This is a genomic window from Capnocytophaga gingivalis, from assembly GCF_002302415.1.
GTDB classification, from domain to species: Bacteria; Bacteroidota; Bacteroidia; order Flavobacteriales; family Flavobacteriaceae; genus Capnocytophaga; species Capnocytophaga gingivalis.
In genome coordinates this window covers 1,090,124-1,113,444 of record NZ_CP022386.1, presented here as the reverse complement: position 1 = coordinate 1,113,444, position 23,321 = coordinate 1,090,124, and the positions used below count along the sequence as shown (strand labels likewise).

At 40.7% G+C, this 23,321-nt stretch carries 22 protein-coding genes; 8 read left to right on the top strand and 14 right to left on the bottom strand.

What is annotated here, in order from left to right; translation table 11 throughout:
- The first annotated feature begins 63 nt into the window (after nucleotides 1–63).
- From CGC50_RS05145 to CGC50_RS05125, 5 genes are all read left to right on the top strand, one after another.
- The gene (locus CGC50_RS05145) at nucleotides 64–999 is read left to right on the top strand and encodes a helix-turn-helix transcriptional regulator (RefSeq protein ID WP_095909960.1); all 936 of its coding nucleotides are present in this window, start codon (nucleotides 64–66) and stop codon (nucleotides 997–999) included.
- A gap of 108 nt (nucleotides 1,000–1,107) precedes the next feature.
- Nucleotides 1,108–2,076 carry a GSCFA domain-containing protein gene (locus CGC50_RS05140; RefSeq protein WP_095909959.1) on the top strand — a complete coding sequence of 323 codons (969 nt, stop codon included), beginning with the start codon at nucleotides 1,108–1,110 and terminating at the stop codon, nucleotides 2,074–2,076.
- A gap of 84 nt (nucleotides 2,077–2,160) precedes the next feature.
- Nucleotides 2,161–2,778, top strand: coding sequence for a DUF4230 domain-containing protein (locus CGC50_RS05135; RefSeq protein ID WP_002669346.1), 618 nt, complete (start codon nucleotides 2,161–2,163; stop codon nucleotides 2,776–2,778).
- 68 nt (nucleotides 2,779–2,846) lie between these two features.
- The gene (locus tag CGC50_RS05130) at nucleotides 2,847–4,163 is read left to right on the top strand and encodes a Na+/H+ antiporter NhaC family protein (protein WP_095909958.1); all 1,317 of its coding nucleotides are present in this window, start codon (nucleotides 2,847–2,849) and stop codon (nucleotides 4,161–4,163) included.
- Nucleotides 4,164–4,288: 125 nt separating this feature from the next.
- On the top strand, nucleotides 4,289–5,203 hold the full coding sequence (locus tag CGC50_RS05125) for an alpha/beta hydrolase (RefSeq protein WP_095909957.1): 915 nt from the start codon (nucleotides 4,289–4,291) through the stop codon (nucleotides 5,201–5,203).
- A gap of 17 nt (nucleotides 5,204–5,220) precedes the next feature.
- On the opposite strand, the gene CGC50_RS05120 is transcribed toward CGC50_RS05125, so the two are convergent.
- The 10 genes from CGC50_RS05120 to CGC50_RS05075 form a co-directional block, all read right to left on the bottom strand.
- Nucleotides 5,221–6,291 (bottom strand): DUF6688 domain-containing protein, encoded by a 1,071-nt coding sequence (locus CGC50_RS05120; RefSeq protein ID WP_095909956.1) that lies wholly within the window; start codon nucleotides 6,289–6,291, stop codon nucleotides 5,221–5,223.
- 110 nt (nucleotides 6,292–6,401) lie between these two features.
- Entirely contained in the window at nucleotides 6,402–8,540 is a 2,139-nt protein-coding gene (locus tag CGC50_RS05115) for a S46 family peptidase (protein ID WP_095909955.1), read from the bottom strand.
- A 38-nt stretch (nucleotides 8,541–8,578) separates the two neighbouring features.
- Entirely contained in the window at nucleotides 8,579–9,337 is a 759-nt protein-coding gene (locus tag CGC50_RS05110; RefSeq protein ID WP_095909954.1) for a GDSL-type esterase/lipase family protein, read from the bottom strand.
- 151 nt (nucleotides 9,338–9,488) lie between these two features.
- Nucleotides 9,489–10,211: a DUF4262 domain-containing protein gene (locus tag CGC50_RS05105; protein ID WP_095909953.1), complete on the bottom strand. Its 723-nt coding sequence runs from the start codon at nucleotides 10,209–10,211 to the stop codon at nucleotides 9,489–9,491.
- A 55-nt stretch (nucleotides 10,212–10,266) separates the two neighbouring features.
- A complete protein-coding gene (locus CGC50_RS05100) occupies nucleotides 10,267–11,511 on the bottom strand; it encodes a peptidase U32 family protein (RefSeq protein ID WP_095909952.1) in 1,245 nt (414 codons plus the stop codon).
- Between the two features lie 189 nt (nucleotides 11,512–11,700).
- Entirely contained in the window at nucleotides 11,701–13,173 is a 1,473-nt protein-coding gene (locus tag CGC50_RS05095; protein ID WP_095909951.1) for a GDSL-type esterase/lipase family protein, read from the bottom strand.
- Between the two features lie 72 nt (nucleotides 13,174–13,245).
- Complete coding sequence (locus CGC50_RS05090; protein ID WP_095909950.1) at nucleotides 13,246–13,932, bottom strand: TIGR02117 family protein; 687 nt, start codon at nucleotides 13,930–13,932, stop codon at nucleotides 13,246–13,248.
- On the bottom strand, nucleotides 13,932–14,420 hold the full coding sequence (locus tag CGC50_RS05085; RefSeq protein WP_002669172.1) for an SMI1/KNR4 family protein: 489 nt from the start codon (nucleotides 14,418–14,420) through the stop codon (nucleotides 13,932–13,934). Before CGC50_RS05085 ends, CGC50_RS05090 begins: the two co-directional genes overlap by 1 nt.
- A gap of 61 nt (nucleotides 14,421–14,481) precedes the next feature.
- Nucleotides 14,482–15,165 (bottom strand): RloB family protein, encoded by a 684-nt coding sequence (locus CGC50_RS05080; RefSeq protein WP_095909949.1) that lies wholly within the window; start codon nucleotides 15,163–15,165, stop codon nucleotides 14,482–14,484.
- 5 nt (nucleotides 15,166–15,170) lie between these two features.
- A complete protein-coding gene (locus CGC50_RS05075; RefSeq protein ID WP_095909948.1) occupies nucleotides 15,171–16,430 on the bottom strand; it encodes an AAA family ATPase in 1,260 nt (419 codons plus the stop codon).
- A 180-nt stretch (nucleotides 16,431–16,610) separates the two neighbouring features.
- Between CGC50_RS05075 and CGC50_RS05070 the strand changes: the two genes are divergently transcribed.
- From CGC50_RS05070 to CGC50_RS05055, 3 genes are all read left to right on the top strand, one after another.
- Nucleotides 16,611–17,075 carry a hypothetical protein gene (locus tag CGC50_RS05070; protein ID WP_095909947.1) on the top strand — a complete coding sequence of 155 codons (465 nt, stop codon included), beginning with the start codon at nucleotides 16,611–16,613 and terminating at the stop codon, nucleotides 17,073–17,075.
- A 439-nt stretch (nucleotides 17,076–17,514) separates the two neighbouring features.
- The gene (locus tag CGC50_RS05060) at nucleotides 17,515–17,928 is read left to right on the top strand and encodes a hypothetical protein (RefSeq protein WP_095909945.1); all 414 of its coding nucleotides are present in this window, start codon (nucleotides 17,515–17,517) and stop codon (nucleotides 17,926–17,928) included.
- 65 nt (nucleotides 17,929–17,993) lie between these two features.
- Nucleotides 17,994–18,389, top strand: a complete 396-nt coding sequence (locus CGC50_RS05055; protein ID WP_095909944.1) for a hypothetical protein — start codon at nucleotides 17,994–17,996, stop codon at nucleotides 18,387–18,389.
- A 146-nt stretch (nucleotides 18,390–18,535) separates the two neighbouring features.
- Here the strand turns inward: CGC50_RS05055 and CGC50_RS05050 are convergent, their stop codons facing one another.
- The 4 genes from CGC50_RS05050 to CGC50_RS05035 all read right to left on the bottom strand — a co-directional run bounded on the left by CGC50_RS05050 (nucleotide 18,536) and on the right by CGC50_RS05035 (nucleotide 23,305).
- Nucleotides 18,536–19,126, bottom strand: coding sequence for a GrpB family protein (locus CGC50_RS05050; RefSeq protein WP_095909943.1), 591 nt, complete (start codon nucleotides 19,124–19,126; stop codon nucleotides 18,536–18,538).
- 10 nt (nucleotides 19,127–19,136) lie between these two features.
- Complete coding sequence (gene polA, locus CGC50_RS05045) at nucleotides 19,137–21,932, bottom strand: DNA polymerase I (protein WP_095909942.1); 2,796 nt, start codon at nucleotides 21,930–21,932, stop codon at nucleotides 19,137–19,139.
- A 16-nt stretch (nucleotides 21,933–21,948) separates the two neighbouring features.
- The gene (locus tag CGC50_RS05040; protein WP_002669271.1) at nucleotides 21,949–22,641 is read right to left on the bottom strand and encodes a YceI family protein; all 693 of its coding nucleotides are present in this window, start codon (nucleotides 22,639–22,641) and stop codon (nucleotides 21,949–21,951) included.
- A 94-nt stretch (nucleotides 22,642–22,735) separates the two neighbouring features.
- Nucleotides 22,736–23,305, bottom strand: a complete 570-nt coding sequence (locus tag CGC50_RS05035; RefSeq protein WP_095909941.1) for a YceI family protein — start codon at nucleotides 23,303–23,305, stop codon at nucleotides 22,736–22,738.
- Nucleotides 23,306–23,321: the final 16 nt, after the last annotated feature.

Here is a 23,321-nt window from a genome sequence, read left to right as displayed (position 1 = left end):
GAAGAATGAAAAGTGAAGCAACAGTCATTAACAATTAACAATTAACCATTAATCATTAAAATTGTGGCAAAAGTAGATCAGATATTCCGTCTGGTACGGATTATCAAGGAATTAGAAAGGCACAAAGAGAGCGGGGGGCTTACCTATGAGGAGCTCAAAGAGCGCTTGGAGAATGTACATGACAACGAATACGATGCGGGACGCCTCCAGATCGAGGAGCTTCGCTTTAGTGAAAAAACCTTCCAGCGCGACCGCCGCTTGCTCAGTGACCTCTTCGACGTGGAGGTGGTCTTCGAGGATAAAAAATGGCGGTTGGAGGAGAATGACTTTGCCAACAAATACGCCTTCTTCGACAATCTCTTGCTGATGAATGCCTATCGCCGGAGTAAGGAGCTTTCCAATATCCTCCTCTTCGAACGACAGCAACAAAGCTCATTGCGTTTCTTGGAGGATATTATCGAGGCCATACAGGAGCGCATGCTCATCCGCTTTGACTATACTAAGTTCTGGGAAGGGGTGCCCCATTCTCGAAGGGTGATCCCCTATGCGATCAAGGAGTATAAGCGCCGATGGTACTTGGTGGGGGAAGATTCGATAGGAACGGAGGGGCTTAAGTGCTTTGGACTGGATCGCATCTCTCATCTGGAGGTATTGGATATTCCCGTAGTGCGTAAGGAAGTAGATTTCGAGAAACTTTTTAGCAATGCTTTCGGCATCTCTATCGCTACAGACGAGAAACCTCAGGAGATTGTGCTTTCCTTCAACTACGAGCAGGGACAGTATATTAAGAGCCTCCCACTACACCCTACCCAGGAGTTATTAGTAGACAATGATCAGGAGGTGCGTATCCGCCTGAGATTGGTTCCTACTTATGATTTTGTAATGGAAATATGTGCCCGCAGCTGCTATGTAAAGGTACTCTCTCCTTTTTCCTTGATAGAAGAAGTACAAAACCTCCTCAAGGCTGGTTATCAGCAATATGAACAAATTGCCCATTAGCTAATTATTTGTTAGTTTCATTGAGATACTTGAGGGGATCGGCATTTTGATAAATTTGTAGGATCTTGGTTGGTATTACTAATTTATTTTGTACATTTGCTGCTGTCTATGAACTTTACTACTAAGATACCCATTTCTCCGGTGGCGGAGGATAACCAGCTTTCCTATGCGACCCCTGTGGTGAGTATGGGCTCATGCTTTGCAGCACACATGCAGGAGAAGTTCGCCTACTATAAGTTGCCTTTTTTCACCCACCCTTTTGGCACTCTCTTTCATCCTTTGGCCATTGAGCGAAGTCTGGAACGGACGTGCTTAGGACAGCTTTTCACTGAGGAGGATTTCTTTCTTGAGGAGGATCTGTGGCTCTCCTTTGACCTACATTCCCAGTGGGCAAATCCCTCGCTTCCTACCCTCTTGGAGCATCTGAATCAGGAAGTTAAGGAAGTAGGGGAAGCACTCAGCAAAGCTTCCTTTTTGATTCTTACCTTGGGGACGGCCTGGGTGTATGAACACCTCGCTACGGGAAATATAGTGGCCAATTGTCATAAGCAACCTCAGAAGATTTTTAGCAAACAATTACTCTCTGCCCAACAGATACAGGCTTCTTTAGAGCATATAGTCGCTTTGGTGAGGGAGCGACAGCCTCAGATCAAGGTTATCTTTACCCTTTCCCCAGTGAGGCATCTTCGCGATGGAGCGGTGGAGAATCAGCTGAGTAAGTCCTTGTTGCTCTGTGCAATACATGCACTCTTAGGTACAGGCACCTCCCAGAGGGCAGAAGGTCTTTTCTACTTTCCTTCCTATGAGATTCTGATGGATGAGCTAAGGGATTATCGTTTTTATAAGGAGGATATGCTCCACCCCACCGAGCAGGCGGTGCAGTATGTATGGGAACGCTTTGTGGAGACTTTTTTTACCACTGAGGCGCAGTCCCTCATGCAGGAGGTGGGCAGTATTCACCGGGCTTTGGCGCATCGTCCCTTTAACCCAGAGGGGGAAAAACACCTACAGTTCCTTGCTGCTCTACAGGAGAAAATAAAAAAGATGGAAGAGAAAATAAGGAAGCACTCGGAGTGAAAAGTAAAGTCGTATGCGAGTATGTGACCAACGAGTCTTCACAGTAGGACTGTGAGTAATAGGCAAAAAATAATATTTATAACCATGAGAAAACTTTTATTAGGCCTTTTAATAGGTATAGGTGCAGCGTTTCTGTTGCAATATTTTTTCAAAAAAGAGCAAGATCACAGTTCTCTTACTGAGGATAGTGCACTGATTGTACAGCAGATCAACAATGTGGGTAAATTGGTAGTTACCGAAGGCTATTTTTCGGAAATTATGACCTACCAAGATGCCAAGAAATACTTCAATAATTGGGTGTCCTTTGACAAAAAGGCACTGGTAGTGGTCAATGCCGAAGCGACTATCTCCTATGACTTGCACCAGCTTCGCTATGAGATAGATGAGGCTCACAAGGTGGTGCGCCTTACCCAAATCCCTCCAGAGGAGCTCAAGATATACCCTAAGGTGCAGTACTACAATATAGAGGAAAGCTCCTTCAATCCTTTTACAGCCGAGGATCACAACAAGATCAACAAGCGGGTTACCGATCTTATCTCTCGTAAAATAGAACAATCTTCCCTACGAAGCAATGCCCAAAACCGCTTACTTACAGAACTTTCTAAGATATTTATTCTTACTCATACCATGGGCTGGAAATTAGAATATACTGATATTCCTATCGAAAAAGAAAGCGACTTAGCATTGCCCCTAAAAAAATAGGAAGTAAAGAGTAATTATTAGGAAAAATTTTTCTATCTTTGCGCTTTATTTCGTAAAATATTTTTAGAATGTCTTCAGAAACAAAAAAAGCAAGTGCCATAGCGCTTTTGCCTTTGATTATTTTTGTAGCCGTTTTCTTATGGAGCGGTATTCAGTATGGGAGTTTTTATGAGTTTCCAGCTCCTATTGCAGTATTGATAGGGATTATAGCTGCCTTTTTTATCTTCCGTCGCAATGGGATAGGGGGGAATGTAGCTGCTTTTATCAAGGGAGCAGGGAATCCCAGTATCTTGATGATGTGCTTAATCGCTTTATTCTCAGGAGCTTTCAGTGTGGTAACTAAGCAGATAGGCGCTACAGATACTTTTGTACAAATCACCAAGAATTATCTCTCCTTACAATACTTATATGCAGGGGTTTTTGTTATCGCCTCTTTCCTTTCTTTTGCCTCAGGTACTTCAGTAGGGGCTATCGTGAGCTTAGCACCTATAGCGGCGGGCTTTGTCTCTCTACCCAATGTCAATGTAGAGCTTATCGCAGGAGCGCTCTTGGGAGGGGCTATGTTCGGGGATAATCTCTCTTTTATCTCCGATACGACCATTGCAGCTACTCAGTCGCAGGGGTGTGAGATGAAGGATAAGTTCCGTATGAATGGGAAGATTGCCTTGCCTGCTTCTGTGCTTACAGTATTGATACTTATTGTTGTAGGGGTGTTACTTCATCCCAGTGGACATTCACTCAGCCAAGAGGAGGTATCTATACAATGGATGAACTTACTACCATATATCGCTGTTATTATCTTGGCAGTGGCTGGGCTCAATGTATATGTAACCTTCCTGATAGGTACAGTGCTTTCAGGGATTTTAGGCTTTTGGTATGGTACTTTTAACCTCTTGAGCTATAGCAAGACTATTTTCGAGGGATTTGCTTCTATGAATGATATTTTCTTGGTATTCCTCTTCACCGGAGGGTTGGCATATCTTATAGAAAGGGAAGGGGGGATTTCTTTCCTTACCCAGAAAATAGGAAAGTTCATTACGAACAAAGGACGTGCAGCTACAGGGATAGGTTTCTTAGTCGCTCTGATAGATGCGGCTGTGGCCAATAATACAGTGGCTATTGTCATCAGTGCGCCTGTGGCAAAGAAAATCAGTGAAGAATATAAAATCTCTCCTATACAGACAGCTTCGATTCTTGATATTTCCTCTTGTGTTGTACAGGGGATTATTCCCTATGGAGCACAAGTACTACTGCTTATCAAGCTCTTAGGGGTCGATGTGAATTATAGCAGTATGATTGCCCAGAGCTATTATATCTGGCTGTTGCTCTTGTGTACTATAGTCTTCTTCCTTAAGGGAGTGAAGAGAGTGAAGAATGAAGAATGAAGAATGAAGAGAGTAGCCAAGTGAATGAGCTTGGGTATGTGGTGAAGAGTAAAAAATGAAGAATAAAAGTGAAGAATGAAATTTTTTTGTAACTTTGTAGGGTATAACCCTAAACTGTTTTTATCATGAAATCTTTTATCTTTTTATTTTTTATTTGTTTTGGAGCTTTTGCTCAAGAAGGGAATTACGATAGTCAGCAGGTCGTTATAGACGCTGAAGTGCAGGGTACTTTACTCTCTCCTAAAGGAAGTGCACAGCCTCCCTTGGCGATACTGATAGCAGGTTCTGGACCCACTGACCGCGATGGGAATCAAGTACAATTCAAGAATAATTCTCTGAAATATCTTGCAGAAGGATTGGCTCAGAAGGGTATTGCAACTTTTCGTTATGACAAGCGTGTTATTGCACAGATAAAAAATGGAACTGCACAGGAAGAGAAAATGACTTTCGAAGACGAGGTGAAGGATGCTCTTTTAGTAGTGGATTATTTTAAGAAGAAATATAAAAATATCACTCTTGTTGGTCATTCTGAAGGGGCTTTGATAGGTCTTCTTGTTGCACAAAAGGGAGTCATCTCCAAGTTTGTTTCTCTTTCAGGTGCAGGCAGTAGCAGTGCTACCCTTATAGAAGAACAAATAGCAAAGAATGCTCCACAACTCAAGGAGGAAAGTCAAAAAGTGATCAATCAGTTAAGAAAAGGCGAACTCGTAGAGAATCTCTCCTCTTATTTGGCACCTGTATTTAGAAAAAGTGTCCAACCCTACCTTATCTCTTGGTTCAAATATGAACCTACTCAAGAGATAGCAAAACTATCAATACCTATTCTTATTGTTCAGGGTACCAATGATTTGCAAGTGGAAAGCAAGCAAGCACAACTTCTCAAAGAAGCCCAACCCAAGGCACAACTTCTTCTTATAGAGGGTATGAACCATGTACTCAAAAAGGTAAAAACAATGGAAGAAAACCAGCAATCTTATCTAAATCCTGATCTTCCTGTCCCCACCGAACTTGTAGAAGGCATTGCAAGTTTTATAAAGTAGAAAGTAAAGACAAAAGATCACTGCTCACTGCTCCTATACTGTTTTTCTATTTTCTTCTCAGGGTGCAGGCAGAAGGTATATAAGCAAAGCAAAAAGAACCATTCCAAGGGCTTCATTAGCAAATAAGTGAGATTGGAAGCAAAGGGGGTGTTGATCTTCTGGGAAAGGTCATATCCGTATTTGTCATAATTGGTACGCAAGAAGCGGTGTAGCGCAGGGGAGAAGTCGGCGACAAGCTCCTCAAAGGCATTGGCTATCTGTAACTGACGATTGACGATGATAGGCCTGCCTCCTCGCTTGCCCCAACGCAAGGGCTTCACTAAGCGTGGCGAGCCACAGGCGGCCACTGTACATAGGTAGTGCCCTGTGTGTTCTAAATAAGGAGGGTGCTCCTTCTGCGAAAATGCCCAAGTGGTCGTCTCCGTAAAGCCTTTGGCTACCGAATCATAGTCCTGACCAAAGAGCATCAGTAAGAGCGTAATAAATGCAAAGATAGGGAAGACCAAGATAACAGACCAAGTAAGGACTGTAAAGCGTGAAGAAAGCAATGTATTGAGCTTATTGAGCCACCGAATCCTAAAGGTCTTTGTGGAAAGCTCTTCTCGAACGGCCATAAGTGTACGGCCTATAACCAATATGGCTATAAAAGAACTAAATATAGGAAAGGAAGCAAGGATAAAATCACCATTTTCTCCAGAGGATACTTGGCTGGCGATACCAATATTCACGGCAATCCCTATATATAAGAAGCACAAACAAAGCACCAAAGGAAGTGGAGGTAGTTTTGCTCGGCGTACCCAAAGTGTCCCAAGTGCTATATGATACAGAAGAAAATAGGTAAGAAAGGTAGGCCAATACTGCACCGAAATAAAGGTGTAGCTCTCTCCATCTGCAGGGTCTATAGCGGTAGTATATTCAGCTCCAAAGAAAGAACTTAAAAAAAGGAACAATAAAAGCCATAACACATAGATAAAAGCTATGGGATACTGCCAAAGGGGGACATTTTGCTTATGTAAGTAGATCCCAATAAAAAAAAGTATAGCTAAAATGGCTAAAAGAAAGACGAAAATAAATACAAAACTAAACATAAGAGACAGATTTGAGTAAAAACTTCGCCCCGAAAAACGCTTCTTAGTCATCGAGAGAAGTGTTTTTCAGGGCGAAGCAAATTTAAAAACCAAAATAATATGAAAAAATCTTACTTAACGAGTTTCATTTCATTGACTAAGTGACCTGCACCGGCATATTTGTCGATAACAAAAAGCACATAGCGAATGTCCACCATGATATTGCGGCATAGCTTAGGATCATAGTGAATGTCACTCATAGTACCTTCCCACACACGGTCAAAGTTAAGTCCGATAAGGTTTCCGTTGGCATCGATGGCAGGGCTTCCAGAGTTACCTCCTGTAGTGTGGCAGGTAGAAAGGAAGCATAGAGGCATCTTGCCATTCTTATCTCCATAGCGACCGAAATCCTTCTTCGCTTGTAGGTCACGCAAGTGCTGTGGTACGTCAAATTCGTAATCCCCAGGAACATATTTTTCCATCACTCCGTCCAAGGTAGTGTGTGCACTATAGGTAACCGCATCGGCAGGAGAGAAGCCTGCTACCTTTCCATAGGTTACACGTAGGGTACCATTGGCATCAGGGAAGATTCTATCTGATGGTTTTGAAAATTCCAAGATGGCTTTCATGTAGGTGCGTTGTAAGGCATGTATCTGTGTATTGAGACGATCATATACAGGGAATACCTGAGTATCATTCATATCCTTAAGTTCGCGAACAAACTGTATTCCTACGTCACTTTTCATCTTTTCATTGAATTGAGCTGCAGAAAGATTCAGAACGCTCTCTACACCAGAGAGGGAGGTTAGGAAGGAATTACCATAAAGATTGTCAGCCAATGCTTTAGCATCAAAGTTCTTCAAAGAGTTGGCAAGCAAGTTCTTAGGCATATTAGCAGCATAGAAGATGACTGCTTTTTCGAAGACATCCTTATCTACTTGTTTGTCATTGTCTTTGAACACATCCTTGAAGGTATTCAGAAGGTTTTTCTTCCTATCATTGAAAGCTTGTTCTCCCTTGTCTTCTAGTACTTTTTGTAATTGGAGCAAACGATAACCATTGGAGAGTAAGTCCACATTGCGGTAGATAAACTCAGAGTTGAGGTTGGCCGCAAGGGTATAAGGTTCTATTTCCTTGTACAAACGGTTGAAGTCAGAAAGGAGGTTGCCATACTGAGCTTGTTTGTTTGCTTTTTGGATTGCTTGTTGGAATTTGGCTTCCTGTTGTTGCTTGAGAGCTACAGCATCGGATTTTATAAGTCCTTTGGTTTCTCCAGTCCATTTTTTCCAGTAATTAGCGATACGCGCATACTTGGCAGCATATTTTATTTTGATAGCTTGGTTTTTGCGCATATAGCTATCCTGTACCTTGAGTACTACATCGCGTATACCTACTCTGGCAGGGTTCACCACATTCTGTATCTGAGCCACAGCAGCTGAAGGCAAATATTCTTGAGTAGTTCCTGGGTAACCGAAGACCAAAACAAAGTCTCCTTCTTTTACTCCCTTGAGAGAGATAGGGAAGAAGTGTTTAGGCTTGTAAGGGACATTATCCTTGGAGTATTCCGCAGGGCGATTGTTTTTGTCAGCATAGATACGGAATAGGGAGAAATCCCCAGTGTGGCGAGGCCATACCCAGTTGTCTGTATCGGAACCGAACTTACCGATAGAGGAGGGGGGAGCTCCTACCAAGCGTACATCCTTGAAGGTCTCTGTGACAAAGAGAATGTATTGGTTTCCATCATAGAAAGCCTTTACACTATTTTCCTGCCAAGCCTCTTTCGGAGCTGTTTTGATGACCTCAGCAATATTTTTCTCGATGAGTTTGGCTTTTTCAGTCTCGTCAGTGATGCTTTCTGTACCTTTGAGTACCTGCTTGGTGACATCGTCGATACGCACCATAAAGGTAACTTTTAGGTTCTTGTTAGGAAGTTCCTCAGCCAGACTTTTTGCCCAGAATCCATTGGCAAGGTAGTCATTCTGCAGCGTAGAGTGTGCTTGGATCTGTCCATAACCGCAGTGGTGGTTGGTAAGTAATAATCCCTTGTCAGAGATTACCTCTGAGGAGCATCCTCCATTGAAGTGAGGTGCTGCATCCTTGAGACTTGATTTGTTTACACTGTAGATGTCGGCCACAGTCATTTTCATGCCCAAGGTCTTCATCTCCTTAGCGTTCATTCCTTCCAATAGTGAAGGAATCCACATCCCGCCTTGCTGTCCATAGAGGGCTGATACCCCTAAGAACAAGGCCATTTTAAAAAATCTCTTCATATAGTATAGTATTTATTCTTTTAGTATGTATTTCTATCTTATTCTTTTACAAAAGGTAAAACAAAATCACGCCATTTGAAATATGTTGCTCCTACCAAGTGAAGCCCATCATTGGTATAAGCTGGGTCTAATAGTTGTGAACCTGAGGTAACCAGTTCCTTATACAGATCAATATAGGTGAGCCCATTTTCCTGACAGAGTACCTTTATCTTCTCATTCAGTGCTGCAATAGAAGTGTGTTTCATATGTCCTGAGAAAAGCCCAAAGGAATGATTGGTAGGCAATACACTCTGTATATATAGCTTAGTGCTAGGACTATCAGTTTTTATCTTTTGGATAATATTTTTAATTTTTCCCTCTACGGTCTGTACAGGAATATTCAATGCCAGATCATTGGTACCTATCATCAAGAAAATCTTCTTAGGTTTTCCCCTGAGGATATTCCCCAAGCGTGCCAATACCCCATCAGTGATATCCCCACTGATGCCTCTGTTTTTCACATGTATATCGGCAAAGAGTTCTCCCCATTCAGCTCCATCGGTGATACTATTGCCTAAGAAGACAATATCATCGGAGGAGATAGGCAGTAGCTCAAAAAGGCTCTGTCGCTGCCCGTAATACGTCCCAAAGGAATTGATTATAGGTGCAGGAGCAGGATAAGGCTTAGGAGGGACTGCTTTTGTCTCTGTGGGGGTTTTAGGCGCTTCCTGCCCATTGTCTTTCTTAGAGCAAGAAAAGAGCAAAAGCCCAGCGAAGAGGAGTGTCTTTGAAAAAAAATAAAAATGTAATTTGTTCATAATATTTAAATTTACGTAATAAGTAAAAGCGGATACTATACTCATTGTTAGGTATTTAAAACAATTTCCATAACTTAATTCTGCTATAATCGAATAAGTTTAGAGGCTAAGAATAAATATAGTATAAAAATCAGTATATTAATTATGGTAACTATTCCTCATAAATATCTCTTTTCCATCTTCCTCCTACAAACTCTCTATTGGCACACTCCCCATAATCAAGATCAAAAACATCATTGAGAGTAGGATCAACTTTTATTAGTTCTTCCAAGGACACTAATTTCCAATCAGGTTCTCCCAAAGGAAGAAAAAACCAATGGCCCTCTTTATCATGTATCACATCTACAATAGGTTGCTGATTTTCTAACCAAGCTGATGTTGTGAATACAGGACAGAGTTTGTCTTCTCTGAATTTGAAATCAGCATTCCTATCTAAGAGCGGTTGTAAGTAGATAAGATCTTCTCTGAAATCTGATTCATATGGGAATATTCCTTTGTCATCAGGCCATATCAGTTGCAAAGCAGGAAAATCGACTGTTTGGTAATAACTAATTGCCTGGCCAAAATAATCAGGGATATTACGCTTATCCACTGTTAAGAATTGTACAGGATATTTTTCTAATATATCATGATAATTCCTACCTATTTCTATCAGTTTTTCTTTTTTTATTACTTCAAAGGCTACAGTATTGAGCATAGTATGGAGTGTATCTATAGGCAATCCTAAGGAAATAAGTTCAGGATGCTTGTAGCTTTTCCATAGACCTACAGTATAGGCAAAAGATGGCAAGTAATTGGTTTGTGGAACCATTATTACCTCAAAACCATACTTTACAATATCATCTGTTAGTTTGTTAGAGTATTCATCTGACATTCGCTAATTTATTGATTTGTTACTATCTCTAAGATCACTGTTCACTGTTCTCCGCTCACTGATTACTAACTATCTTATATAGCTTGTCAGAGGGGCGGGTGCGGAATTCGGTACGGAAGGTACAAGAATCTCCTTTCTTGGCACTCTCAGAGAGTTGGTCATTGACATACATATCCTCCAAGATGAGTTCCTGTACCCCTGTGGTGGGGCCTGTGATAAGGAGCTTATCCCCTCGCTTGATGTCAAAAGCCTCGATTTTGAACTCAGAAATATTCGTTTTCGGGAAAAAGTGCATGGCCTTGCCTATATACACTTTCTTCTGAGTAGCCTGAGAGCCAGGAACACCGCTCCATTCTCCTAATTTCTGTCCTAGATAATACCCACCCCAGAAACCACGATTGTATACAGTGGCAAGCGCTTCCATCCATTTCTCTACTTTTTCCTTGGTGTAAGTGCCCTCATAATAAGCGTCTATAGCCTCTCTATAGGTGCGAATTACGGTCGCTACATACTCAGGGGCGCGACCTCTCCCTTCTATCTTGAGTACTTTAGCTCCTGTATCAATCACCTGGTCTAAGAAATCCAAGGTACATAAGTCCTTGGGGGACATCATATACTCGTTGTCCAATTCTATCTCGAATCCACTTTCTTGGTCTATTACTGTATATTTCTTGCGGCAATTCTGCTTGCAAGCTCCTCTATTGGCGGAGGAGTTGTGAGAATGTAAGCTCAAATAACACTTTCCAGAGACAGCCATACACAAGGCACCATGTCCAAAAATCTCTACCTCTACCAAGTTCCCTGAAGGGCCTTTGACCTGTTCTCTCTCTATTTGTTCACATATTTTCTTGATCTGTCGCAAGGAAAGCTCACGGCTCATCACCATAGTATCAGCAAAAAGCGCATAGAACTTCACGGTTTCTATATTGGTAATATTGATCTGGGTCGAGATATGTACCTCCATCCCTATTTGCCTTGCGTAAGCGATTACAGCCTGATCCATCGCAATGACTGCTGTGATATGAGCCTGCTTGGCTCTGTCCAATAAAGTCTTTATGATGGAGAGATCATGGTCATAGATGATGGTATTGAGTGTCAGATAAGTGCGAACATTCTTTTCCTTACAGCGGCGCGCAATCTCGTCCAAGTCGTCCAAAGTAAAGTTGATACTCGAGCGAGCTCTCATATTGAGCTGTTCTACTCCAAAGTATACAGAATCAGCCCCATTGTCCAAGGCAGCTTGCAGGGATTCAAAGCTACCTGCAGGAGCCATTAGTTCTATCTTTCCGGTTGTTGTCATTTCTTTCGTTAGGCGTTACAAATTTACAGCAAATTATTTGAATACCAAAATAATAATATGAATTTTTCTCTGTTTTAGGAATAGATTTTTTAGAGAATTATCCTGATAGAAAAATGTTATAGGATTGGCTAAAGTTCTTATTATTTTTTAGTATAAACAGATTGTTTTTCAGTCTGTAGAGAAGAGTGGTTAAGGTTTCTTCTTAGGATCCAAAAAGTCCAGTATGGAATCCTTGTGTAGGAGAGAATCCTTGGAGGTCTGCATGAGCTCATCTATCTTCTCGGTTGAGGATTTAGGATGCTTGAAGGATAAGTATTTTCGCATCAGTTCTTTGTACAATAGCTGGGCTACCTTCTTGGAACCACGAGCATTGAAGTGAGTATAGTCCTTTCCTGCCAAGGGAGGAGTAGCCCCTACCCACTTGAGCATGGAGCCTTCGCCACCCATGAGCTTGTATAGGTTGATAAATCCAGCATGTGTCTGCTTTGCATAGGACTCTTGTGCTAAGGAAAGAGGTACTACAGCATTGTCTGTTTTCATTTCCATGCCATACTTGGATGATTTGTCGGCAGTGGAGATGATTAGGAAGGATGCCTTGGGGAAGCAAGTACGCAATTGGTTGATCACTTTGGTCATACCTTTTTCATACCATCGGTAGTCCAAAGTACCGTAGTTCAGTACGTTAGCTCCAAAATGCAATACGATAAGGTCATAATTGCCCAAGGCGGTATCAAAGTCCTGCATCAGTGCAGTATTGAATAGGGAAAGAGGCAAACCTGAATTCCCTCTACTGGAGAAATTGTCTACATGTACCCCTCCATCGCTGGCAGAGTTGATACCATAGATAGGGATAGAATCCGCTTTGAAGAAGTTCACACGTACTCCTTTTACATTTCCTTTGGCTAAGGTGAGGCTGTTGAGTCGTTTGGAGGCGTTCAGTGGCTTTACGATACGGGTGGTATCTCCTTCGTGGCGAATCTCCACATATGCTTCCGTATTCCCTGATTGTCCGAAGAAAAGGGTAGGAGAGTACATTTGGTTGATATGAGGCTGAGCAGAGGCCTTGTAGGAGACCCAAGTAAGGGCTGGGCTTTTTACAAAGAAGACCTGTCCGGCAACTCCAAAGGGACGGGTTGGACGCTTTACATTGACATAAGATTCTCGCTTCCAATTGTTCGAATAGGTGTGATGTACACTTCCTCGTGAGGCGGCAGACTCCGAGGTGATGGGTAAGAAACCTACTCCATTACCTCCAAAAGCTCCTTGGAAGAGTGCACGTAAGTCCTGTACGATAAAGTCCCCATCGGTCATAGAGTCACCGAAATACCCAATGCGCACATGCCCTTGCCCTGTAGTTTCTAAGTGTTGCAGTTTCTCAAAGAAAGGCTGTAGATACTGTTGGGGAGTTTGCCCCTTGAGGGAGTCAGAGGTCCTGTGCTTGGGGGCTTTTCCATGAGCGAGTGTATCTTTGTTCTCATTCAGTACCTCCTCAATATCCTTGCCCGAGAGAGCCTCCAGCATCAGACTATCCACAACCACATTGGTAGAAGAGGCATTCCCTTCAGGGAAGATACGAGTAGGTAAATAAGGTTTTAGCCCTACAAAAAGAAGGGCTGCTAAAAGCAATATAAAGAAAGATTGCTTGAAATAAGATATGTTCACAGGAATAAAAATCTAAATGCTACTAAAGGGCAAAGGTACAAAATTAATGATTAATGAATGATGATTAATCTGTTAATTTTTTTCTTGGTAATTCCGCATAATATCAAAGGCAAAAGGTGTCCATACACAAGCGCGTATACCACTGTTTTTAAGCATTTTATTTGTCCAACTATTGCAGGTGAAAAACAGCTGATAGTGTCCCTTAGCTTCATAGAAAGCATCGGTATCCCCATACACGGCATCGGTGGGAACAAGGAGCGCCTTACCTTCTTTCAGGACAAAGGTTTGTGAGATGTGCTCCGCCAACTTCTTATATTGGGCTTGGCTGACAGAGAGTGCAGCTATCATATCAGAGGAGGGAATCTCCTCATAGAAGGTAGCATGCATGAGAGTGCCCCCTTGTCCTGTAACCGCTTGAAAGGCTGTAGTAAATTTCAGGTCAGCCCAAGTGGGTGTTTCTAAGTAAAACTTCCTACACCCCCACCCTAAAGCAATATAGGGACTTTGTCCTTTCCATCGTGTATCTTGCTGGCTGACAATATTCTGCCAATCGAAAAGGTCATTCTTCACAGGCATGATAATATCCGTATGGGCTCCATTGGAGAGTACCCAAATGGTCTCTTCTTCTGTGCTAACTTCTTTGGCATTGACCTCAATACGGGAGAGTATCACTGCCGAGAGCAGGTAGAGTAAAAGGAAGGCTACCAAGCCTAATATGCTGTAGGCGAGGTATTTTAAAGTTTTAAGAATGATTTTCATTATCCTTTGCACATTTCTATTTCTTCTTCAAGCCACTGGGAGAAAGGGACTAATTCGGTATCTTCTTCCCAATACTCAGGAGGGATATCGGAGTAGAAAATTCCAAACTGATCTTTTTCGCCCAATACAAACCCTGCCTGATGGCCTACAGTGGGATAGCAGACTAAAAGGATATGAGGGAATAAATAGACCCCTGTCCCCTCAAAGACCTCTTTAGCATAGCTTTCCCATTGTTCAGGGTGATAGAACTGATACGAAAAACCTCTTTCATCCTCGAAAAGGGTACAAGCACCCAAGGTAAGAAGAAAGTTTTTGAAGTCCTCGGGCAGTTGCACATTATATTGTTGTTCAAAAAGCGTAAGTTGTTCAGGAGTAACCTCACTTTGTCGAGAAAAACAATAGGTTTCATTGCCAAAATGAATCGGTTTGCCCCCACTTTGTTTTATAAGGTCTTGTAATAAGGAAAGAGTTTTATTAAAAGTACTCATAATCTTCTATTTTTTTGCAAAGATACTATTTTTTTATTGAATCGGAAAAGAGGTAGTTCTGTTATACTCTTTTGTATTCTTTGAGCAATTGTACCAATTGGTATACTAGGGTCACGGGTTTTTGTTGGTGATAGGGGAGGTCTTTTTGTCTAAGATGTAACTTCTCAGCACGAGCAATAGCCTGTAATTCAGAAGAATTATTATCTTCTTGCAGTAGTGTATAGAGCCTCTTACAGAAATCAAGTCTCTTGCCTTCTTTTACATAATTCATCTTAAAGTATTTTCCCAACTGTTCATAGTAATATTCTCTATTTTGAGTGCTTTGTATATCCTTGTAATGTAATAAAAGCCATAGTTCAAAACAATCATTAGAATAAGCTACATTGTAACCCAAGGATTTGGCTCTATCTATAGAATTATCAAAGTTAGCAAAGTCTTTATCACTATTTTGTACATCCATATCAAATACACACCACACTTCGTCAAAGGTGAAATCCTCATTTTTTACAATCTCCTGAGTGGCTTGTACTAAATTCATCTTGGATTGCCCTTGTAGGTTGACACATCTTACAAGTAGGGAAATAACAGGAAATTTGCTAAAGTACCATTCTTCAGTCTGCCCTTCACAGACGATCAATATGGTTTTATTAGCTTTTCTAATAGCTTCATATTGGTAGCTATTTTTACGCTTTTCCCAAGGTTTTCCTTGATCAGTAACCTTTATAGCTTTGGTTTTCTTCCCCATATCACTTATGAATTGGTTACTAATTCTGAAAAATCCTCTACCCAAGGAATTGCCCCATATTTACCATGGATATAATCCTTTTCAAAAGAGGCTTCTGCACGTACCCCATTGATCTCGGCTAAGCTGTAGAGATGACTGGCGCCTTCTTCATCCTTTTCGACAAACTCAATCTGATCGCGTCTTAGAAGGTTATTAGATAGCAAAGAAGTATCATGAGTAACGAAAATGAACTGTGTTTGTTTGTTCTCTTCCGAATTGAATAATTGTACAATACGCTTAGTTAACAGAGGGTGGAAGCGAGCATCGAACTCATCAATCACCAGAGGACGCCCTTCTTTGAGAGCTTCATAAATGTAAGGACTTAATTCAAAAAGCTTACGTGTACCCTCCGATTCGTATTTTTCAAAAGAAAAAACCCCATGGGCTAAACCTCCCATATATTTTCTTTTAGAAACAAGTAGTTGTGTTTTTTTCTGTTTTTCTAAATCAACAGATTTTTCAGGTTCTCTCAACTCTAAGTCATCGATGGAGGTATCTCCTTTTTTTAGCATACTAATAATAAACTCTTTTTTAGTGTTATCTTCTAAAGCTTCTTTTGCATAACTCATCATTGCAGGGTTGCTCAGTCCACTGATGATATTAATACTACTTAGATTATTAGTGATATGCTTGGATATCTTTCCAAAGCCAAAGGAAGCCAAGACTGTAAGAAATAAATTGGTAGATAAAAGCATTTCCCCTGTATCGCCCCCTTGTTGGGTGAGGTTCATATAGATAACCCCTTCGGCAAAGTTTGTTTTGTCTATCTCTGTAATTGTATTACCCTCACGGATAAAATAACACAATTCTCGTTTTCCCTTTTTTCCATAGAGCCATTCGGAGGTAATTCTCCCTGTTTGGACTTCAAACCCATAGCGATATTTTACTTCATCTATATAGAAAATCATCTGAAAGAAAGCAGCCTGATATATGGTTTCAATACTTATAAAAGAATCCATCAGTAAAAGTACCTTGTTGTCTTTTACAGAATCAGATACTATTTTTATAAAAGCATGCAAAGCCTTTATAACATTACTTTTCCCACTAGCATTTGCTCCATAGATAGCTTTTGTCTTTAGGAAAGCATTGTCTTTGTACTTGAAAGTATGTGTAGATTCCAAGGCAATATCCTTGGTGGAAGTCAGAGGTGCTTTGGAAAGACTTAGAGTCTGTATTTCTTTGAAAGATCGGAAGTTTCCGAAACTAAAATCTTGCAATACTATCATAATTCTGTTTTTGCATATTTTTCGCAAAAATACAAATAAGAAATGATATAACAAAATATTTCTTAGGAATAATCCAATGATTTATTGTATCTTTGCCCAAAGTTACTGAACTGTCTCAAACACAAAATTACTAATTTTCGGGAACTTTTACTTTATTTGAAAAGTTTAAACTACTTCAATATGAAATTTGGAATATCAATTACAATAGACAAAAAAGCAGAGCATAAATCTCATTTAATCATTGCCTTATCAGAGGCTTTAAAAGAATATTTTCAAGATAAAAATTATGGGGAAGATATAAAAGATTATATTATAGGGTGTATTTGCATTTTACCACCCGAAGGATTTGAAAAATTTAATAAGCCTAAAAAACCTATTTATATAGATGATAAAACCACTAAAAATAGGTTTACAGGAGAAGAGCTGAGAATGCACAAGCTTTTTATCAATGAATTTAATTTCAATGCGGATGAATATGAAGAATTTATTTCAGTATCAGATGAAGAAAGTAAAAAGATATTGGAAAACAAAATCATAGAGAGTTTAGAAAATTTGGATAAACTCCCTAAAAAAGTCAAAGACTTTGATAAGAAGAGATTTAAAAATGATTTGTTAGTTTTTCTAAAGAAAGAGACTCAAATATAAACATCATATGGTAAAGAAAGTAATACTTTGTATATTAGTTATTTTTGTAGCTTGGCTATTGGCTGTTTTACTACACAATTGGGGTGTTGATTTTTATAAAAAATACTATTCTTTTAAAAGAGATTTATCTTTTGGAATAATTATTCATTTTGTATTTCTGTATTATTTCCCTGTAACTTTAGTGGGTTGTACCCTTTTATTTTTTGCTAAAAGGCAACTGATGCTTATCCCTCATTTATTCCTTATCCTTTATATTTTATATATTGGGAATTATAGGCCCTACAGAACCTTGCTTATACTTTTTTCTATTAGTATGGGGTATCTTTTATTGAGGTTTAGTTTAAAATATATTTTTGCCAGAAAGATAACTATTAATAACTAATTTTTCCCTGCCAACGCACATTGAGAGCTTGTACTGAGAAGAAAAAAATAAAACATTATGGTTTTGAACGAATTGAAAAAAGTAAAAGGTATTTATTATTTAGTAGAAGAAGGTCATTATGGGCTTAAAATGATATTGGAGTTTGAAGATACTGAATATTTATACTTTGATTCTTGTAAATTTCAAATAAAAAAGAATGAAACATTAAACCTAATAACATCTAAATGGACAAAGTTGGAGTATCCTGAGTTAGAAAAGGATGATGTTTATATAAAAGAAATAAAAGAAGATGAGGCTATAGCTTATTTCATTAGATTTTCAAATGATGATATACTGCATATTTACGAGTATGTTGATGGTTTAGAAAATTGGTTTTTGAATTTTGAAATTGTATCACCTAAAAATGAAAATTATAATGAGATAATGACCCATATGAATGAAACGTGGGTAAAAAGACTCTTATCATATTAAATATCTTTCAAATTACCATAAAAAACTATTCAGACAAAAGTTAATTGAAACCATTTCGATAGAAAATGAAAGCATTAAAGAAATTTTATTCTTGGAATCACTATATATATTTTATATTCTTTCTTGCCGTATTGGTATTTACAGTGAGTGCTTATGTTGATATAAAAAATAAAGAGGATTTCATAAAATATAACGATCCCGTTAAAGTATATATTCTTAATATTTATAGGTTTGCAAAATCATCATCTACCTGTGATGTTACATATAATAACAGCGTATATAAAGGAATTCCTTATCCAGGCAAATTAAAAGAAGGGGAATATAATGATGATATTTTTTATTATGATAAAGAAAAGGATATCCTATTTGTAGGAAAAATAGAATATAAGATTGTATATATCTTATCATGCTTGTCTTTCTTCTTTCTACTTTTATGGATAAAAAATATAAGGAAATCGTAATAGATAATATTTCAAATTATCATAATAAACGTGTTTAAATTTTTTTGAGGACTTGGAGATAAAACCTTATAGGAACATTCTAATCCAAGTTATATCAAGGCACTAAACCTTTATATCTGTAAAACCAGCCATTTGCTTGCCTAATTTTAAACAACTTCATACCGTCCTTGGTACATTTTTTTGGCTATTTGTGTATATTTTTTTATGAAGTCCGTCTTATACGCTGTATAAGCATCTCTATCATGCTCATAAGGTTTCCATAGGGAGATTTTAAGCGCTTCATATTGCCTTGCCACCAACAGATGTTCCTGTACATAATCTCGGAAATACAACTCATCATTATCCCCTCCATAGCGCAAATGTAGGTGAAATACCTTCTCAGCAAAACCTTCTAAAGTATACCCTTTGTTGAGAGTGATTCTTGTTGGAGTCTCATTCATACAGAGATAGCCTGCCTCAAGAAGCTTCTCTTTGATCTGTGAAAGTGAAGCTTCTCGGGGTATCTCTACAAGGATATCTATAATGGGTTTTGCCCATATTCCACCAATAGCAGTACTACCTATATGGCTAATTCTCAACACCTTTTCATGAGCCAATTGTTTTAGGAGAAAAGACTTTTCTTCCTCAAACCATTCCCTCCACAGTGGGTTAAAAGGGGAAAGAATGATGGGGAATAACTCCCATAGTTGCCTAAGAGACATTCTCAGCAAAGGGTGGGGCTGTTCATCATGACTCATGACTCATTATTTAGTGGGCTTCCAGCCAGTTATTCCCTGTTCCTATCTCCACGATAAGGGGAACAGAAAGAGCGTATGCATGTTCCATTTCCTCACGGATAAGAGGGGTTACTACTTCGAGTTCCCTCTTAGGAACGTCAAAGAGCAATTCGTCATGTACTTGTAGGAGCATGCGGGTAGCCAATTTCTCTTTTTCAAGACGCTCAGCGATACGTACCATGGCTATTTTGATAATATCGGCAGCACTTCCTTGTATAGGGGCATTTACGGCATTGCGTTCGGCAGCCCCTCTCACTACCTGATTTCGGGAATGGATATCTGGCAGATAGCGACGACGCCCTAAGAGAGTCTGTACATATCCGTGTTCGCGAGCAAAGAAAATCTGCTGTTCTATATAGGTCTTGAGCTTAGGATAGGTCTTGTAATAGGTATCAATCAGTTCCTTACTTTGGCTGCGGCTTAGCGAGGTTTGCTGGCTTAGCCCTATGGCCGATACTCCATAGATGATTCCAAAATTGACTGTTTTGGCATGGCTACGCTGCTCCTTGGTCACGGCTTCCAAGGGTACGCCAAATACCTTGGCAGCGGTAGAGCGGTGGATGTCCTGTCCGTCGAGGAAGGCCTCTATCATATGCGTTTCTTCACTCAGTGCGGCTATGATGCGCAGTTCTATCTGCGAATAGTCGGCCGAGAGCAGGGTGTAGTTCTCATCGCGAGGAACAAAGGCCTTGCGAATCTGGCTACCACGAGGGGTGCGGATAGGAATGTTTTGCAGGTTGGGTTGGTTGCTGCTAAGCCTACCCGTAGCGGTTACTGCCTGCATGAAGGTAGTATGGATACGCCCTGTACGCGGGTTCACCTCACGGGGAAGGGCATCGGTGTAGGTACTCTGTAGTTTCTGTAAGGCGCGGAACTCCAATACATTGGCTACAATAGGGTGCTGAGAAGCCAGTTCGGATAGTACCTCCTCGGAAGTAGCATATTGTCCAGTCTTGGTCTTCTTGGGTTTGGAAAGTAACTTTAGCTTCTCGAAAAGGATATCCCCCAATTGCTTGGGAGAGGAGAGGTTAAAGGATTCCCCAGCTTGTTGAAAGATAGCCGTTTGTAGGGCGATAAGATCGGTGTTAATTTCTTTGGAGAGCTGGGAGAGGAAAGCTGTATCTACTGCAATACCCTCATATTCCATCTGAGCCAATACGCGAACCAAAGGCGCTTCTACTTCAGTGAAGAGTGGGGTCATTTTGTCTTTTTCCAACAGAGGGAGAAAGGTATGTTTGAGTTGTAGGGTGACATCGGTATCCTCTACAGCATATTCCTTTTGCAGTTCGGCCGGTACCGAGCGCATGGAGAGTTGTCCCTTGCCTTTCTTGCCGATAAGGCTTTCTATAGCAACAGGGGCATAGCTTAGGTATGCTTCCGAAAGCAAATCCATATTGTGTCGCATATCTGGATTGAGCAGGTAATGAGCGATCATGGTGTCAAAGAGTTGTCCCCTTACCTCGATGTCATAATTGGCCAAAATCTTAAGGTCATACTTGAGGTTTTGACCTATCTTGAGTATGTTTTCTGCTTCAAAAAAGGGTTTTAAAAGGCTAAGCCACTCTTTGGCAAGGGAGAAATCTTCCGGAAAGAGGATATAATAGCCTTTGTGTACTTCCCAAGAGAATGCCAAGCCAACGATCTGGGCTTCCATTTCGTCCAGGGAGGTTGTTTCGGTATCAAAACATACTTCTTTTTGTTTCAGTAGCTCAGGCAATAGGGCTTTTACTTCGTCTTCACTGGTTAGTAGTTGATACTCATGAGGAACATCCTTGATTGTTTGGAGCTTTTTGGAAGGCGCTAAGTCAAAGAGTGAAGGGGTTGCTGTTCCTGCAATAGGGGAGGGTTGTCCAGCTAAGGAGAACAAGTCGGGTTGGGTGGATACAGGAGCCACATTGAAGGCCTTTTGTAGGGTGGTGAGCATGGTGCGGAACTCCAGTTCCTCGAATAGGGGTTCTATCTCAGCCATTTTTGGCGAGGAGAGTTCAAAGTCTTTTTCATCAAAGGTTACAGGCACATCCAAGATGATACGAGCCAAGGTCTTGGAGAGGATTCCTTTGTCCTTGTTTGCTTCAATATTCTCACGGAGTTTTCCCTTGAGCTTATCTGTATTGTCCAAGAGGTTCTCTAAGGAGCCAAATTCCTTGAGGAGCTTTTGCGCTGTTTTCTCTCCCACCCCTGGTAGGCCAGGGATATTATCTACCGCATCGCCCATCATACCTAAGAGGTCTATCACTTGCTCTGGGTTTTCCACTTGGAAATTCTCCTTGACCTCTTCCACCCCCCATATCTCGGTATCCTTGCCCCCACGGGCAGGCTTATACATGAAGATATTAGGGCTTACCAGTTGCCCATAGTCCTTATCAGGGGTGACCATATACACTGTATATCCTTGTTTTTCCGCTTGTTTGGCCAAGGTGCCTATGATGTCATCTGCTTCATATCCTTCTTTTTCTATCACAGGGATCTGCATAGCGTGGAGTATCTGGTGGATATAGGGAATAGCAAAGCGAATGGCCTCGGGGGTCTCTTCGCGGTTGGCCTTGTATTCAGGGAAAAGAGCTGAGCGCTCTTGGCTTCCTCCTTTGTCAAAACAAACAGCCAAGAGGTGTGGTTGTTCCTTGCGGATGACCTCCAAAAGGGAGTTCATAAAGCCCACAATGGCAGAGGTGTTCATCCCCTTGGAGTTGATACGAGGATTCTTGATAAAGGCATAATAGCCTCTGAATATCAATGCATAAGCATCTAAAAGGAATAATTTTTTCATCGTAAAGTCTGGGTTGTTAGTAAATAAGAGTAACGTTCAGGGAGAAGAACTTATCGATAGCCTTGTCCCCTAAGTAGTCCGAGAAGCTCTCAGCAGCGAAACTCACCCCATAGGCGGTTCTATCGATAGTAAGAGCCGTCTGGAAGCTGCGCTGTGCGATGGCTGGAATCAGTACAAAGACTATAGGCTTGGTAGTGCCTTTGATGGTCATATCTGCCTGTATCTCATAACTTTTGTTGTTTATCTCGGTCACTTGTTTTATTAGCAAGGTAGCTAAGGGGTATTCCTTGACAGAGAAGAAATCCCCTGACTTGAGGTGTTCCTCGAGCTTGCCACGGCGATTATCAGTAAGGTCTAATACCCTTAAGGACGACATATCCACCGCCAGGCTGCCCCCTTTGAGCTTGCCCTCCTTGGAGAAAACCAATTCGCCCGACTTGAACGAAAGCACTCCCTGGTGGGAAGCTCCAATCATCTTCTTGCCCGTCCACTGTATACTGCTTGATTCGGTATCTATAGGGTGGGCAATCATTTTTTTAGAAGTTTTTTTCCCTTTCTTTCCTTTTAGGGAAGAAGTATTCTTAGCTCCCGAGGGTTTTTTATCTGTCTGTACTGTCTGGGCTTTATTTTTTTTCTTTTTCACTTGTCCTTCTGCGGTAAAAGAAAGCAAGAAGGCAGCTATAGATAGTATTGTAATAATTTTTCTCATGGCACATAATAGGGTTAGAATGATGAAATACCTTTGGCAAAATTACTTCGCCAAAGGTATTCTTGTATATAAAATCACCAAATCAACTTACAGTTTAGTTTTCAGGAATTACAAAGGCGTAGAGTGTGAAATTATCCTCGATAGCCTTGTCTCCCAAGTTGGAGAAGAAGCTTCCAGAGCCATACTTGATGTCGAACTCGGTGCGGTTCACCACCAAAGTAGAAGCATATCCCTCTACAGCAGTTCTAAGGAGCTCCACCTCTACAGGCTTAGTGATTCCCTTGATAGTAAGGTCTCCCTTAGCCTTGTAGCCCTGTTGGGTACGGGTTACCTGCTTTAGTGTAAGGGTTGCGGTTGGGAATTTTTTTACAGAGAAGAAATCATCGGACTTGAGGTGCCCTATGAGTTTTTCCTTTCCTTTGGCATCCATTCCCTCATCAGTAACCGCCAGAGAGTTCATATCTACTACAAAAGTACCCCCTGTGAGTTCATTATTCTTATAGGTAAGCTCGCCAGACTTGAAGGCAAGAGTTCCCTTATGCCCCCCAGCAACCACTTTTTTAGCTTCCCACTGAAGGTTGCTTCCCTTCAGATGTAGTTTCTTTGTCTGCCCTATAGCTACTATACTAACTAAGAGCGCTACAATGCTTAGTAATTTTTTCATAAAACGTATTTTAATT

Bases quoted from the DNA above. Each gene is read 5' to 3' on its own strand.
- CGC50_RS05105 (WP_095909953.1), bottom strand. From the start codon at position 10,211: ATGTCAGATGAATACTCTAACAAACTAACAGATGATATTGTAAAGTAT.
- CGC50_RS05140 (WP_095909959.1), top strand. From the start codon at position 1,108: ATGAACTTTACTACTAAGATACCCATTTCTCCGGTGGCGGAGGATAAC.
- CGC50_RS05075 (WP_095909948.1), bottom strand. From the start codon at position 16,430: ATGATAGTATTGCAAGATTTTAGTTTCGGAAACTTCCGATCTTTCAAA.
- CGC50_RS05055 (WP_095909944.1), top strand. From the start codon at position 17,994: ATGAAAGCATTAAAGAAATTTTATTCTTGGAATCACTATATATATTTT.
- CGC50_RS05100 (WP_095909952.1), bottom strand. From the start codon at position 11,511: ATGACAACAACCGGAAAGATAGAACTAATGGCTCCTGCAGGTAGCTTT.
- CGC50_RS05080 (WP_095909949.1), bottom strand. From the start codon at position 15,165: ATGGGGAAGAAAACCAAAGCTATAAAGGTTACTGATCAAGGAAAACCT.
- CGC50_RS05135 (WP_002669346.1), top strand. From the start codon at position 2,161: ATGAGAAAACTTTTATTAGGCCTTTTAATAGGTATAGGTGCAGCGTTT.
- CGC50_RS05035 (WP_095909941.1), bottom strand. From the start codon at position 23,305: ATGAAAAAATTACTAAGCATTGTAGCGCTCTTAGTTAGTATAGTAGCT.
- CGC50_RS05130 (WP_095909958.1), top strand. From the start codon at position 2,847: ATGTCTTCAGAAACAAAAAAAGCAAGTGCCATAGCGCTTTTGCCTTTG.
- CGC50_RS05050 (WP_095909943.1), bottom strand. From the start codon at position 19,126: ATGAGTCATGATGAACAGCCCCACCCTTTGCTGAGAATGTCTCTTAGG.
- CGC50_RS05125 (WP_095909957.1), top strand. From the start codon at position 4,289: ATGAAATCTTTTATCTTTTTATTTTTTATTTGTTTTGGAGCTTTTGCT.
- CGC50_RS05060 (WP_095909945.1), top strand. From the start codon at position 17,515: ATGGTTTTGAACGAATTGAAAAAAGTAAAAGGTATTTATTATTTAGTA.
- polA (WP_095909942.1), bottom strand. From the start codon at position 21,932: ATGAAAAAATTATTCCTTTTAGATGCTTATGCATTGATATTCAGAGGC.
- CGC50_RS05085 (WP_002669172.1), bottom strand. From the start codon at position 14,420: ATGAGTACTTTTAATAAAACTCTTTCCTTATTACAAGACCTTATAAAA.
- CGC50_RS05115 (WP_095909955.1), bottom strand. From the start codon at position 8,540: ATGAAGAGATTTTTTAAAATGGCCTTGTTCTTAGGGGTATCAGCCCTC.
- CGC50_RS05040 (WP_002669271.1), bottom strand. From the start codon at position 22,641: ATGAGAAAAATTATTACAATACTATCTATAGCTGCCTTCTTGCTTTCT.
- CGC50_RS05120 (WP_095909956.1), bottom strand. From the start codon at position 6,291: ATGTTTAGTTTTGTATTTATTTTCGTCTTTCTTTTAGCCATTTTAGCT.
- CGC50_RS05070 (WP_095909947.1), top strand. From the start codon at position 16,611: ATGAAATTTGGAATATCAATTACAATAGACAAAAAAGCAGAGCATAAA.
- CGC50_RS05110 (WP_095909954.1), bottom strand. From the start codon at position 9,337: ATGAACAAATTACATTTTTATTTTTTTTCAAAGACACTCCTCTTCGCT.
- CGC50_RS05090 (WP_095909950.1), bottom strand. From the start codon at position 13,932: ATGAAAATCATTCTTAAAACTTTAAAATACCTCGCCTACAGCATATTA.